The following is a 13473-nucleotide window of genomic DNA, read 5'->3' as shown; positions in this document are numbered from 1 at the left end:
TCACTCACGCCTGCTGCTTCATCTTTTCCCACACTGGCCTGCCATACTTTTCGATGTGGTCGAGCTTTATTCTCTTCAGCTCGCTCTCTGGCAGGATGGACAGCAGCTCCCATCCAAGGTCGAGGGTCTGCTCGATATCCCTGTTCTCGTACCTACCCTGTGTGACAAACCGCTTCTCATACTCATCTGCGAACTGGAGGTACTTCTTGTCGCTCTCTGTGAGTGCTTCCACACCCACCACGGCAGCGAGATTCCTCACATCTCGACCCTCTGCATACGAGGCATACAGCTGGTCGGCGACGCCCCTGTGGTCCTCTCTTGTCTTGCCCGCTCCGAGGCCAGAGTTCATGAGCCTCGAGAGCGAGGGCAAAACGTCCACTGGTGGGTATATCCCCTTCCTGTGAAGCTCTCTGGAAATCACGATCTGGCCCTCGGTGATGTAGCCAGTGAGGTCTGGAATGGGGTGTGTGATATCGTCTCCTGGCATGGAGAGAATTGGGAGCTGGGTGATGGTGCCCTTCTTGCCCTGGATGCATCCAGCTCTCTCGTATATTGACGAGAGGTCGGTGTACATGTATCCAGGATATCCACGTCTTCCCGGCACCTCGCCCCTCGCAGAGGCTATCTCTCGCAGTGCCTCGCAGTAGTTGGTCATGTCGGTGAGAATCACGAGCACCTGCATGTCCTCTTCGAAGGCGAGGTACTCGGCCATTGTGAGCGCCATTCTCGGAGCAATCAGTCTCTCCATTGAGGGGTCATCTGCGAGGTTCAGGAACAGCACGGCTCTCTCGAGCGCTCCCGTCCTCTCGAAGTCCTTGATGAAGAACTGTGCCTCCTCGTGAGTGATGCCCATGGCGGCGAACACGACGGCAAACGCCTCCTCCTCCTTCAGCACCTTTGCCTGTCGCGCAATCTGCACCGCCATCTCATTGTGGGGAAGCCCCGCAGCAGAGAATATGGGAAGCTTCTGCCCCCTCACAAGGGTGTTCATGCCATCGATGGTGGAGATACCAGTCTGAATGAACTCAGCAGGGGGCCTTCGGGTGTAGGGGTTAATTGCCATCCCGATGATCTCGACCTTCTCCTTGGCGACGATGGCAGGTCCCTTGTCCCTTGGCTCTCCAAGGCCAGAGAACACCCTTCCGAGCATCTCATCAGATACGCCGAGCCGTGCGGTCTCCCCCAGAAACCTCACCCTCGTGCTCTTCGTGCCAAGGCCAGTGGTGTCTCCGAATATCTGCACCACTGCCATTCCCTTGCTGGTCTCGAGCACCTGCCCCTTCACTTTCTCACCAGAGGGCATGGTGACCTCCACCATCTCACCATAGCCAACGCCCTCCACGCCCTCTACGAAGATAAGAGGCCCCTCGACGTTTCTTACAGTCTCGTACTCCTTCAGTGCCATCTTCTCTCACCCCTGCAGAGCCTCGAACTCCCTGTCTATGTGTTCGTTGATTTCCTCTACCCTCTCCTCGATTATGTCCTCTGGAATCTCCTTCATCCTCGCAATCTCGCTTCTTACGTGCATGGACTTGATTTTCTCGAAGCTCACACCCATGTAGAGGGCATCCATCGCGCGCTGGTGGAACTTCATGATGGTCCGCAGCATGAGGTACTGCTTTTTGAGCGAGGAGTAGGTGTCCACCTCGTGGTAGGCACTCTGCTGCAGAAAGTCCTCTCTGAGCATGCGAGCACTCTCGAGCACCATTCTCTCCTCCTCTGGAAGGGCGTCTGGGCCCACGAGCTGCACAATTTCCTGAAGCTCTGCTTCCTTCTGGAGCACCTTCATGGCTTCGTTCCTGAGAGGCATCCAGTTGGTGGAGATGTTCTGGCTAAACCACTCCCCGAGGTTCTCCAGATAGAGGGAGTAGGAGAGCAGCCAGTTGATGGCTGGGAAGTGCCTGCGGTGGGCGAGTGAGGCATCGAGTGCCCAGAACACCCTCGCCACCCTCAGCGTGTTCTGCGATACGGGCTCCGAGAGGTCGCCACCCGGGGGAGATACAGCCCCTATGATGCTCACAGACCCCATCCTGCCGTTGCCGATACACTTCACCCTGCCAGCCCTCTCATAGAACTCGGCGATCTTCCTTCCAAGGTATGCTGGATATCCCTCCTCACCCGGCATCTCCTCGAGCCTTCCTGAAATCTCTCGCAGCGCCTCTGCCCACCTCGATGTGGAGTCTGCCATCAGGGCAACATCATATCCCATGTCCCTGTAGTACTCGGCGATTGTGATGCCCGTGTAGATGGAAGCCTCTCTCGCTGCCACTGGCATGTTGGATGTGTTGGCGATGAGCACAGTCCTCTCCATCAGCGGCAGCCCAGTTTTTGGGTCCTCCAGCTCTGGAAACTCGGTGAGCACATCGGTCATCTCGTTGCCACGCTCACCACATCCTATGTACACCACGACGTCGGCATCTGCCCACTTGGCGAGCTGATGCTGTGTCACAGTCTTGCCGCTTCCGAACGGTCCGGGAATGCACGCAATTCCACCCTTGGCCACCGGAAAGAACGTGTCGAGAACTCGCTGACCCGTGATCAAGGGGATGTTGGGCTCGTACTTCTCCACAACCGGACGCCCACGTCTGACGTACCAGCTCTGCATCATCGGTATGTCCTTCTCCTCCCCCTGCTTCGTCTTGATGGTGCACACGGGGTCATTCACGGTGAAGGAGCCATCCTCAATTGAGGTGATGAACCCCTCAACCCCGTGGGGTACGAGCACCCTGTGCTGGATGGCGGCGGTCTCCTGCACGGTGCCCAGAATCGCGCCAGGCTGCACGGCATCACCCTCTTTCATCTCTGGCACGAAGTCCCACTTTTTCTTCATGTCGAGCGGGCTGACCTGCACACCTCTTCGGATGTAGTCTCCAGCTTCGAGGGCAACGAGGTCGAGGGGGCGCTGGACGCCATCATAAATGGACCTTAGCAGCCCAGGTCCAAGCATGGTGGATAGGGGCATGTGAGTGTTCACAACTTCCTCGCCGGGAGTTAGCCCGCTGGTATCTTCATATACCTGAATTGTGGCTTTGTCTTCTCTGATCCTGATAATCTCACCTATCAGCTTGTGCTCGCCCACCTGTACCACATTGTACATCTGGGCATCGTACATCTCATCTGCAACGACCACAGGTCCAGAAACCTTGCTAAGAACTCCCATGACTATCCCACCTCATTTCATCAGCTCTACTCCCAATGCCTTCTTGATGGTTTCACTCAGCGTCTCGGCGGGAGCGCTCTTGGCAGCCTCTCTGTCTGGTATGAATACCACCACGGGTTTTGCCATCTGCTCCAGCTCCTTGGCAAGCCTCCAGTGGAGGTGCTCCCTTATTTTCAAGTCTGCGATGATTATCCCCACATCTCTCTCCTTGAGCAGCTCCTCGAGCTTCTTTGCACCCTCCTCTGGGGGGAGGGTGTAGTGCTCATCCACACCAGCCAGCCTGAACCCCAGCGTCATCGCACCATCACCAATCACCGCTATCCTGTCATAGGTGTCCATCCCATCACCTCTCTATCTTCTTGCCGAGTATGCTGTGCTTGCCCATCCCTATGATGTATCTCTCGGTCTCCTCTGGAGGAATCCCATACTCCTTTGTCTTGGCGATTCTCCTGATGTTGGATACCTCTGCCTCCTTGAGATAGAGGTAATGCACGATGACGCTCATGGACAGGCTTCCCAGCGAGAGTCTTGCAAGCCCCTCCTCCATCACGAGCCGCTCGAGCATGTCCTCAAAGGGCACTATGGAGCCCGTGTGCTGGTACTCGTCCATTGCAGGGGTGAGGTCAAAGTATTTCCTCACCTTATTTACGACATCCTCTATTGTCTTTGAGCGGGCGATGTCCCCCATGTCCTTTTCCGGGATGTTCCCCCCTTCGATGAGCACCTTGGGAAGCTCGGTCTCGCTTATTCCCTCGTGGATGAAGCGCAGCACTGTCATCACATTCTTTGCGTCTATCTCTGAGCGCACCTGTCTCTTCACAAACACCTCATCCCCAAACCGCACATCCACGCACTTTGAGAGGTTCTCGTAGTACGCCTTGTACAGTGCGTTGACCATGGGAATCAGGTCTCCGCTCTTTTTGTATGAGTCGAGGTGAGGTGTGAGAAGGGAGTGGAACTTCGTGCCCACGAGCGCCAGCACCACACCCTCCACATCCTTGGCATCCATGAGTGCCTTTATGTCCTCCTTGGTGAGGATGCCCGCAAACACCAGATAGGGCTCTATCTCCTTGAACTCTTTGCCAGTCCGCTTTGCCTGAAGCACCGTCCTCAGATTCCACACGTCCCATTTTCCCAGAATGGCGTTGACTGTCTTCCTCGCCACTCTTGGTGTTAGCGCTCTGACCTTGCGTGCCGTGGCTGCAAACTCCCGCGAGAGTGCCAGCTCTATGAGGTCGACCCCACTGTACTCTACAGAGAGCTCTGCGATATATGGTTTATATGGTGTGTTATCCAGGAAGGCAATCATCTCTGGAATGCTCTTGACGTGGATGAGGTTGAGCATCTGCTCCTCAGTGAGGAGTTCTGGTTTCATCGCCCTTATTCTGGCGTTGGAGTAGGCGTAGGTGAACACCCTGTTGGTCATCGCTCTTCACCGAATATGTGGTTATACACCTCAAGTCGAATGCTCTCCATCTTCTCCTCGACAAGGCTCTCGAGGGTGTTCTCGAACCTCACACTACCATCAGGGCTCACGAGCACCACACCACCCCTCGATTCGAGGGGCTCATCCGAGACCACGAGACTGGGAAACTCGGCAGCGATAGCTTTAACCTTCTCGAGGTCGTGGGGTGCAGCGTAGACGGTTGCGGAGCCCCCAAGCTCCCGCACTCCCTGCTGTATCGCCCTTCTCAGCATCTCTTGGTATTCTGGAGAGTCCCTGAGACTCTCCAGCACATCCCAGAGCTGGTGGATTGCCCTCTGGACTACCTCCTCCCTTGCCTCCACAATCATTCTTCGGGCATCGAGCCTCGCGCTGGATAGCCTCTCCCTTCGCTCAGAGGCTGCAAGACGCCTTGCCTCCTCCTCGTAGCTCAGGATGAGCTTCTCCTTTTCGCGCTCGGCATCCTTCAGAATGGCGTCTGCCTGTGCCTTCCCCTCCTCGAGAATCTTTGCCCTTCTCTGCTGAGTCTCTTGCTCGATGTCCTCGATGATCTCGGTAAGCCCCATGCTCCTCACCGCGTAAGATGCTCAGCCGAAGATTCTGAGCAGAAGAATCAGCGACACCACGAACCCGAATATGAGCAGCGTCTCTGGGATGACCATCAGGAAGAGTACGGTTCCGAGCTTCTCAGGCTTTTCCGCCACCACACCTATGCCAGCAGAGCCGATGGCTCCCTGTGCTATTCCAGTGCCGATACATCCACCTACCATGGATATGCCCGCACCAATTGCAATCATTCCCCAGTCGGTCAGTTCTGCAACCATCTCTACTCACTTCCTTACTCGTTATGACCATACTTCACGTACTTGCCTATGAACCTGAACGGTGCAAACAGCACGCCATTGCCCTCATAGAATCTGGAGAAGAACTCCACATAGTGCAGTCGAATGCCCTGAAGGAAGGGCTCGAACACCCCGAGCACGAAGTTCACGGTGTGCCCTATGAGAAATATCAGGAGCATCACGAGGATGAGGGTTATGGAGCCATGCTCTATGGCAATAGCAAGCCGCTCGTCCAGCACGAGGGCAAGGATGAGGGACACCAGCCCCACGCCGAGAATTCGGGTGTACGAGAGCACAAAGCTCGCAAGCGATGAGATCTCCATCACTGCCATAGGTCCCTCTGTCTTCAGGTTGATCAGCAGCCCACCGAGCAGCATACCCACACCGAGCATGGATGAGGCACTTGCCATCGGGTTCAATGGTACGTCCATGAAGAAGTTGTATACGAGCAGCACGCCACCGTACAGTATCAGGAGCCAGCCCATCTTGCTCAGCATGTGGTCGTACTCTCTGTGCTTGTAGGTATGTATTATCCCGAGCACATAGCCAAGTGTGATGTGGGCAATTCCCACAAAGATTATGAGCACCAGCAGCTCTGGAACGGCGTGCAGCCTTGGAAGCAGGGGCTCATAGAACGGAATCTCCAGCCCGAAGAACTCACCATAGATTAGCCCGAAGACGATGGTGGCGATGGCAGCAAATATGAGTGCCTCGCCGAGTTCTACAAACGCAGCCGCGTATCTCGAGAGCTTCTTTATGAGCAGATATGAGAGTCCGAGGATTAGCAGCGCATACCCGATGTCTCCGAGCATCATTCCAAAGAATATCGGAAACGTGATTGCCATGAATATGGTGGGATCCCACTCCGTGCTCTTGGGCCACGAGAAAAAGCCCACCAGAAACTCCATTGATTTGAGGGCACGGGGGTTGTTGAGCAGTGTCGGGGGAAGCTCGTCGGTGTTTTCGGTCTCTATGAGTGTCCTCCCCTCTGTGATGGCGTTCAGCGTCTGCTCTATGGACTGTCTATTGCGCACTGGAATCCAGCCTGTGAGTACAAAGATGTGCTCCTCCCTCGCGAACTTGAGGGGTGCCTTCGCCTGCTCCGCCTCAATCTCGAACATCTCCCGCAGCACTGCCACCTTCTCATAGTACTCATCCGAGAGCTCGTCGATGCGAGCCTCTATCCTGGAAAGCTCCGAGGCTATCTCCACGAGCTTTCTCTCGGTCTGGGCAATCACCTCGCCGGGCTTTCCCCTCACCCTTGGTAGGTCGAGAATGGAGCACGAGAAGCCCTCCAGCAACTCGAGGGTCTCCGATGCGAGCTTTTTGTCCACTGCGAGCAGGAACACCACCTGCTTTCCTCTCTTTGTCTTTGTGGGCGGCCCCACGAGGTAGTCAAACTTCGTAGTTCTCTCGGAGAGGGCGGAGATGAACTGCTCGAACTCGCTCGCCTCAATCCTGCCAGATATGAACGCCACAGATTCCACTTCAAACAGGGAAAAATCGAGTCCAAAGGCTTCAAGCTCGCTTACCACTTCTTTTATTCCTTCCTGCTCTCGCCTAAGCTCGTTGAGCTTCTCCTTTTCGGCAAGCAACGCTGCGAGCTCATCGTCGATGCCTATCTCTCTTGCCTGCTCGAGCATCTGCTCGAGGGGCAGCTTTTCATACATGTTCTCAATGTGCCTTGGCTTGAGGGCAGCCTCAAGCCCCCTTAGCCTCATGAGCTGTTCTGAGATTGTGGGAAACTTGTCGAGGGGCTTGTCTGGCTGCGTGTGCTCCAGCACCTCATCACTTACCTTCTCCAGCTGCACGCAGCCTGCCTTGTGAAGGGCTTCTATTACCTTCTCCAGATCACGGCGCACGCCCGTGACCCTCACAAGCTCCATCTTCTCTGGACGCAGCATCTCAACCCACTCAGATTTCAGACGTTATAATCCTGTGAGCCAGCTCCCTGATGAACTCATCAGAGGCACTCAACTTCCTGATATCTCCTGCCTCCTCTTTTGCCTTGGAGAGAATGTGAGCCACCTCTTCATCGACCTTTTTCCTCTCGGACTCGAGAAAGTTCTGCTTTTGCTCTTCTGCAAGCTTTCGAGCTTCATCCAGCAGAGCCTTTGCCTTTCTCCTGGCATCGGCTATAATCGCCTCTTTTTCAAGCTCAGCAGCCTTGATTTCCTCTCTTGCCCGATTTTCTACTTCCTTTAGAGTGATAAGCGAGCTCTCAAAGGAGTGCATGACGGCATACACAGAGCTATCATTATATAAATCTTGCGAGCCCCAGGCCGAAAAAACGATAGCAGCATCCTTAATTATCGATTGTGAAAATAACAGAAAAAGGAGAGGAGGTGCGCTCACTCCTGCTTTTCAGCCACCCCAGCCTCTGCGAACGTGCGCATCTCCCTCAGCACCCTAACGCTCGCCTCTGCGATACCAATGCCAAGGGCCGCACCAGTGCCCTCACCAAGCCGCATTCCGAAGTCCAGGATGGGCGTCACTCCCATCTTTTGAAGGATGGCGGTGTGCCCTGGCTCCACAGACCTGTGGGCAGCTATGAGGTAGTCTCGAATGGTGGGGCACAGCTCGTATGCCAGCAGAGCCCCCGCCCCAGAGATGAAGCCGTCGCTGACCACTGGAACCCTTCTCGCACACGCACCCAGTATCACGCCACATATCCCTCCTATCTCGAACCCACCAACCTTTTGCAGCACATCTATGGGGTCGTTGGGGTCTGGCTTGTTTCTGGCGATGGCCCTCTTCAGCACCTCTATCTTCCGAGCAAGCCTCTCATCATCTATCCCAGTCCCTCTTCCAGTGACCTTTTCGATTGGAAGTCCCGTGAACACTGCAGTCATGGCAGAGGAGGGAGAGGTGTTTCCAATCCCCATATCTCCCGTGCCCACGATGTTGCACCCATTCGCATACACCTGCTCAAACACATCGATTCCGGCCTCTATGGATGCTATTGCCTGCTCCCTCGTCATCGCTGGGCCCTTTTCCATATTGTTTGTTCCATGCCCAATCTTCTTGATGATGAGCTTTGGATGCGGCTCGAGCTCGCCCTTTACTCCCATGTCCACCACCACGATGTCTGCCCCCACATGGCGGGCGAGCACATTGATGGCAGCCCCACCCGAGAGGAAGTTGTACACCATCTGCATGGTGACCTCTTGGGGAAATATGCCTATCCCAGACTCCACTATGCCATGGTCACCAGCCATCGTTATAATGTACTTCCTGTCTATGGTGGGTGTGGGATCTTTCGTGATGCCGGCAATCTGTATGGAGATGTCCTCCAGTATTCCAAGGCTTCCAGCGGGCTTGGTGAGCTCCTCCTGACGCTCCCTCGCCTGCTGCATTGCATCCTCATCCAGTGGCTCTATCCGTTCAATCGTTCTTTCCAGCTTCCCCATGATGCTCAACCTACCTTTTCCAGTTAATCAAGTTCATTTTATTTAAATAAAGTCTCTTTGAAATTATGCATATGAACCATCTATAAAAGCCTTTTGATGAAAGTATGCGATGGGCTACACATCTCGCTGGGTGAGAGGTGCATAAGCTACCCAAAACTATATATAAATGCATAAATAACAACACAAAGGTAAGGGGTTGTTTATGAACGCTCTTCGGCACAAGATTAAGCAGAGGTTGGAAAAATACCTCGAAATGGACAAGAGCGGGATTAGGAGCCACCTTATAAAGACTGTGTTAAAGCTGAGGAAGTTCACAGTGGACAAGGTACATCGGATTCTCTCGAGGAAGTTTCCAGTGTCGAGAAACATGGTTGCCTCCATGGTGGGCTACATCTACTCCAAGCTCGGCATTCTTCGCGCTCGAAAGGACTCCTACAAGACCCCCACGGTGTACTATGTGAAAGAGGAGTACCTCGATATCATCACAGCGGCGCTCAAAGGATAACTGTGCCCCGACTCGTCTGTTGGAAAAGTTTAAGGCAAGCAATTTCTGTATATCCGTTGCCTTTGTGGCGAGCTTAGCATCGGCGAGGTGAGCTTGTTTGGTCGTTGATGTCAACAGGTATGTGTGTGGGTACTGTGGAGCCTGTGTGAGTGTGTGCCCCGTAGATGCGCTAGAACTCGTGGAGACGTGGCTTGAGGTACATGAGTGCTGCACGGAGTGTGGGGCATGTGTGAGGGTGTGCCCAGTAGGTGCCCTCGAGGTGAGAGCATGAGTGAGAGCTATGATGTGGTGGTCGTGGGGGCTGGCCCCGCAGGCTCGATTGCCGCAAGAGCTGCTGCCAGAGAGGGCGCAAGGGTACTGCTCATCGAGAAGAGGCAGACCATCGGCGACCCCGTACGCTGTGCGGAAGGTATAGCCAAGGAAGCGGTCCACAGACACATAGACCCTGACCCCAGATGGATAGCAGCGGAGGTGGAGGGGTTCAGAATAGTCTCCCCAGATGGCACTCCACTGGAGATGCGTGGCGTCTCTTCTGGAGAGGTTGGCTACGTGCTGGAGCGCAAGCTGTTCGACAGGGCACTCGCCAGCGATGCAGTGCAGCATGGCGTGGATGTCAGGGTGAAGACAAGGGCAGTGGGGTTGCTGAGGAGCGATGGAGCGGTGCGTGGTGTGGTGATGGAGCACCTCGGCGAGCGCCACGAAGTGGAGGCAGGGGTTGTGATAGGTGCCGATGGCATAGAGTCCAAGGTGGGACGCTGGGCTGGCATAGATACCAGACTTGCACTAAAGGACATAGACGTGTGCGCCCAGATGCTCGTGCACGACCCCTCCATTGACCAGAGCATTTGCCAGTTTTATCTGGGAAACGAGGTGGCTCCCGGGGGATATGCGTGGATATTTCCAAAGGGCAACGAGTGCGCCAACGTGGGGCTTGGAATGCTGGGTTCAAGGTCAAATGGCGGGCTTCCCATGCAGCGCCTTAGGAGATTTGTGAGCGAAAGATTACCCAAAGCCAACATCCTCGAGGTGATGGTCGGCGGGGTGCCCGTGAGCGAGCCGATGCATGGGATCGTGGCAGATGGGCTAATGCTGGTCGGAGATGCTGCCCATCAGTCGAGTGCCCTCACGGGTGGTGGGATTGCCAATGCGATGGATGCTGGTGCAATAGCAGGAAGGGTCGCAGCCGCCGCGATAGCCGATGAGGACACCTCGAGGGAGCGGCTGAGCGAGTATGAAAGGGAGTGGTTCGAGCTTAAGGGCAAGAGCCTGAAGAGGGACTGGGTCGTGAAGGAGCGGCTGGTGAAACTCACGGACGAACAGCTCAATGGCTTCATGCACTCTCTTCAGGGTGTGGAGTTTAGAGAGATGCACGTTCATGAGATACTGGTGCACCTTCTCAAGAGAAATCCCAAGCTGCTATGGTGGCTGAAGGACCTGCTGTAGCTACACATCCCACATGGGCACGAGGTCGCACCCCCCACATGCAAGGCACATCGTTCTGGCGGCCCTTGTATCGAGTCCGTACCTCTCGAGTATTCTTCTGAGCTCTCTTGCCAGATAGAGCAGCCGCTCCTTGCTTGGCCGCTCTGCCTCTATCTCACCCTTTCGCAGGGGGTGGGGGCTGTATGGGCGGAGGATGGGAATCACGCCCATGCGTGCGAGCTCCTCCACGCCATTGAGCACGGTTTCATCACTCTCTCCAAGCCCTATGATGAAGTTAGAGAACACCCTGTTCCTGCCAAACACCTTTACGGCTTCCTTTAGCTCCCCAAGCACCTCATCGAGGTCGCAACCCACACACAACCTTGAAAACAGCTCTCTGTCCATCGTCTCCACATTGTACTTCACCTCATCTGCCCCAGCCTCTTTGAGGCGCCGTGAGGCACCTGGGACGGGATACACGGACACACCTATGGGCACATGGTATCGTCTCTTGAGCTCTCGCACGATATTGCATGCGAGCTCCACCTCCTCCTCCTTGGAGTGGGCAATTCCCGATGTTAAGGCAATTGCCGAAAGAGGTGCTCGCTTCAACCCTTCTTCAATGATTGCCGTAATCTCCTCGAGGCTCTTTCTTTTTCCCCCAAGCTTTGGCACAGGGCAGAACTTGCAGTCCATGATGCACGACTCGGTGATGGTGATGTATGCCTGCTTTGGGCAGTGGGAGAATATCCTGTCGAGCCTACCTCTGATGATTTCTTTGCCCTCGTGAATTATAGCTATCTCATCCCCCCTGGGCACTGCCTCAAGCGGGGCATCGTCCGCTATGGAGAGCCTCACGCGGTGTCCTCTCCACGTTATGAAGAACGACTCGCCCCCGGCACCCGGGCCAGCAGTGGGCACGGTGCTTTCCTCTCCCAGCAGGCTCCGATCTATCCTGCACCTGCCAATGCTGAGCAGATATGCCTTTATCTCTGCGTCCAATTCTGGGGTGTGCATCGTGTGTGCATTTGCCTCATCCATAAAGAGGGTTGTGTTAGTGGCAACCTCTCCAGAGTATATCGGGCAGCTCAAGCTCACACCCCACCACTGGGCTCTCCAGCGAGAAGTTGAGTATCACCTCTGGATGCACCTCTCCAAACAGGCCCATCCTCTCACCATCCAGTAGCACGCTCGCCTGCCTGCCCTCTATGAACGCTGGGTCAGTGCCCTCCTCTATATCGTAGTCGAGCGCCATCTCACGCATCAGGCTGACCACATATGACTTCATCTCGGTGAGGTTTGCCGCAGGATGGGCAGACACAAACGCGAGATGGGTGTGCGTCTTGCCCCTTATGAGCACATCCCCGATGCAGAACAGCCTGTGGGGCATCTCCCTGTGCAGGTTGAGTGAGAGTATTTCCAGCAGGCTTGGAAGCAGGCTTGAGCACACCATTGTGTGCTCCTCAGATATGGGATGAAGTACACGGGTCTCCTCGCCAGCGCTCTTTCTCCTCATCCATTCGTAGTGCACCCTCTCGCACGTGAGTGAGAATGGCATCACCTCGAGAAAGCCCATACCCACCATGAGCTCCCTGAGCATGGCTTTTGCCTCTGAGAGGGGGTGGGGCACGCCCACCGTGGAGGTCTGAGGCAGCTCGTGGGGAATGCGCTCGTATCCGTATCCGATGGCAATATCTTCTATGATGTCCCACTCGTGCAGCACGTCCGCCCTGTACGCTGGAACCTCCACCACAATCTCATCGCCATCTGGATGGGCTCCATATCGCATCCTCTCGAGGCACTCGCACGCCTGCTCCATCGTGAGCTGCACACCTATCAGGGAGCGCACCTCGTCCAGATGCACCCTTCGCCTCTTTGGCGTGAGGTCTGGCGTGATGGTGGTGCCCTCTGGCCCCACCACCCTGACCGCCTCTATGCTTCCTCCCCGCTCTGCAAGCGCAGTGACCACTATGTTCAGTGCGGTGTACACATTTCTGTCGGTGCCCGTGACATCGATGAACAGCTCTGTGCTCTCCTCTGTGATGCGCGTGAGCGTGCCATTGATAATGGGTGGAAACGAGAGCACCTCGTCTCGGGAGTCCACTATCAGCGGATAGCGCTCAAACCCCTTTACGATGTGTCCATATGCTATGCCCTTTGGGTGCCTTTCGAGTATGCTCTCCATGCTCATGCGCTCCTCGAACCCGAGGGGCACGAACTCGAACGAAGGGGACACCGCCTTGTATGTAAAGGGCGGCCTCACGCGGGAGAGGTCGTGCACGCCAATGGACACCTTCTTTCTATCTCTTCCGAGCGCCCAGTGGAGGTCCTCCTGCAGCTCCATCAGGGAGCGTATGGAGGCGTCCGTAAAGTGCACGTTGCGCACCACTCCGCACGCGATGTATGGTCTTATGGGCACGATGGATGCATCCTTGAATAGCTCTATCTTTGGTGGGGCGACCTCGTAGGTGGCAAGCCCAGTCTCGATGCCCAGAAACCCCTTCATCGCCCTTGCCACGCCCTCCACACAGTAGAGGTCTGGGCGGTCTGGAAAGAACTCGATATCCACGTGGTCGTCCTCGACCCTCTCGACATCTGAGCCCAGCATCGGAACACTCTCGAGGAAGGATTGTCTGTCGATGCCTGCGAGCTGCTCGATATCCTCGAACTCTATCGTGATTACGGGCACA

General features: G+C 55.4%; 14 protein-coding genes. 3 read left to right on the top strand and 11 right to left on the bottom strand.

From position 1 onward, the window contains the following. Window positions 1–4: 4 nt before the first annotated feature. The 9 genes from BP07_RS02970 to cobT form a co-directional block, all read right to left on the bottom strand. Complete coding sequence (locus BP07_RS02970) at window positions 5–1405, bottom strand: V-type ATP synthase subunit B (RefSeq protein WP_042685401.1); 1401 nt, start codon at window positions 1403–1405, stop codon at window positions 5–7. Window positions 1406–1411: 6 nt separating this feature from the next. Next, on the bottom strand, window positions 1412–3160 hold the full coding sequence (locus BP07_RS02965) for a V-type ATP synthase subunit A (protein ID WP_042685400.1): 1749 nt from the start codon (window positions 3158–3160) through the stop codon (window positions 1412–1414). 12 nt (window positions 3161–3172) lie between these two features. Then, window positions 3173–3499: a V-type ATP synthase subunit F gene (locus BP07_RS02960; protein ID WP_042685399.1), complete on the bottom strand. Its 327-nt coding sequence runs from the start codon at window positions 3497–3499 to the stop codon at window positions 3173–3175. A 4-nt stretch (window positions 3500–3503) separates the two neighbouring features. After that, complete coding sequence (ahaC, locus tag BP07_RS02955; RefSeq protein WP_042685393.1) at window positions 3504–4586, bottom strand: ATP synthase A1 subunit C; 1083 nt, start codon at window positions 4584–4586, stop codon at window positions 3504–3506. Beyond that, window positions 4583–5170, bottom strand: a complete 588-nt coding sequence (locus BP07_RS02950) for a V-type ATP synthase subunit E (protein ID WP_042685392.1) — start codon at window positions 5168–5170, stop codon at window positions 4583–4585. The genes ahaC and BP07_RS02950 overlap by 4 nt, the downstream gene beginning before the upstream one ends. Window positions 5171–5191: 21 nt before the next feature. After that, complete coding sequence (locus BP07_RS02945; protein ID WP_042685391.1) at window positions 5192–5428, bottom strand: ATPase; 237 nt, start codon at window positions 5426–5428, stop codon at window positions 5192–5194. 14 nt (window positions 5429–5442) lie between these two features. Then, window positions 5443–7350 carry a V-type ATP synthase subunit I gene (locus BP07_RS02940; RefSeq protein WP_042685388.1) on the bottom strand — a complete coding sequence of 636 codons (1908 nt, stop codon included), beginning with the start codon at window positions 7348–7350 and terminating at the stop codon, window positions 5443–5445. A 10-nt stretch (window positions 7351–7360) separates the two neighbouring features. Then, entirely contained in the window at window positions 7361–7681 is a 321-nt protein-coding gene (locus BP07_RS02935) for a hypothetical protein (protein WP_042685383.1), read from the bottom strand. A 116-nt stretch (window positions 7682–7797) separates the two neighbouring features. Next, entirely contained in the window at window positions 7798–8856 is a 1059-nt protein-coding gene (gene cobT, locus BP07_RS02930) for a nicotinate-nucleotide--dimethylbenzimidazole phosphoribosyltransferase (protein ID WP_042685901.1), read from the bottom strand. 202 nt (window positions 8857–9058) lie between these two features. Here cobT and BP07_RS02925 point away from each other — a divergent pair, with 202 nt between their 5' ends. The 3 genes from BP07_RS02925 to BP07_RS02915 all read left to right on the top strand — a co-directional run bounded on the left by BP07_RS02925 (window position 9059) and on the right by BP07_RS02915 (window position 10804). Then, on the top strand, window positions 9059–9361 hold the full coding sequence (locus tag BP07_RS02925; RefSeq protein WP_042685378.1) for a DUF2551 domain-containing protein: 303 nt from the start codon (window positions 9059–9061) through the stop codon (window positions 9359–9361). Between the two features lie 97 nt (window positions 9362–9458). Then, the gene (locus tag BP07_RS02920; RefSeq protein WP_042685376.1) at window positions 9459–9632 is read left to right on the top strand and encodes a 4Fe-4S binding protein; all 174 of its coding nucleotides are present in this window, start codon (window positions 9459–9461) and stop codon (window positions 9630–9632) included. Continuing rightward, window positions 9629–10804 carry a geranylgeranyl reductase family protein gene (locus tag BP07_RS02915; RefSeq protein ID WP_042685374.1) on the top strand — a complete coding sequence of 392 codons (1176 nt, stop codon included), beginning with the start codon at window positions 9629–9631 and terminating at the stop codon, window positions 10802–10804. Before BP07_RS02920 ends, BP07_RS02915 begins: the two co-directional genes overlap by 4 nt. Here the strand turns inward: BP07_RS02915 and BP07_RS02910 are convergent, their stop codons facing one another. Together BP07_RS02910 and pheT are read right to left on the bottom strand one after the other, a co-directional pair. After that, the gene (locus BP07_RS02910; RefSeq protein WP_338045888.1) at window positions 10805–11875 is read right to left on the bottom strand and encodes a radical SAM protein; all 1071 of its coding nucleotides are present in this window, start codon (window positions 11873–11875) and stop codon (window positions 10805–10807) included. After that, complete coding sequence (gene pheT / locus BP07_RS02905) at window positions 11838–13472, bottom strand: phenylalanine--tRNA ligase subunit beta (RefSeq protein ID WP_042685373.1); 1635 nt, start codon at window positions 13470–13472, stop codon at window positions 11838–11840. Before pheT ends, BP07_RS02910 begins: the two co-directional genes overlap by 38 nt. Between the last annotated feature and the right edge of the window lies 1 nt (window position 13473).

The sequence above is a fragment of the Methermicoccus shengliensis DSM 18856 genome (assembly GCF_000711905.1).
GTDB lineage: Archaea > Halobacteriota > Methanosarcinia > DSM-18856 > Methermicoccaceae > Methermicoccus > Methermicoccus shengliensis.
This window is presented reverse-complemented; position numbering and strand designations above follow the sequence as displayed.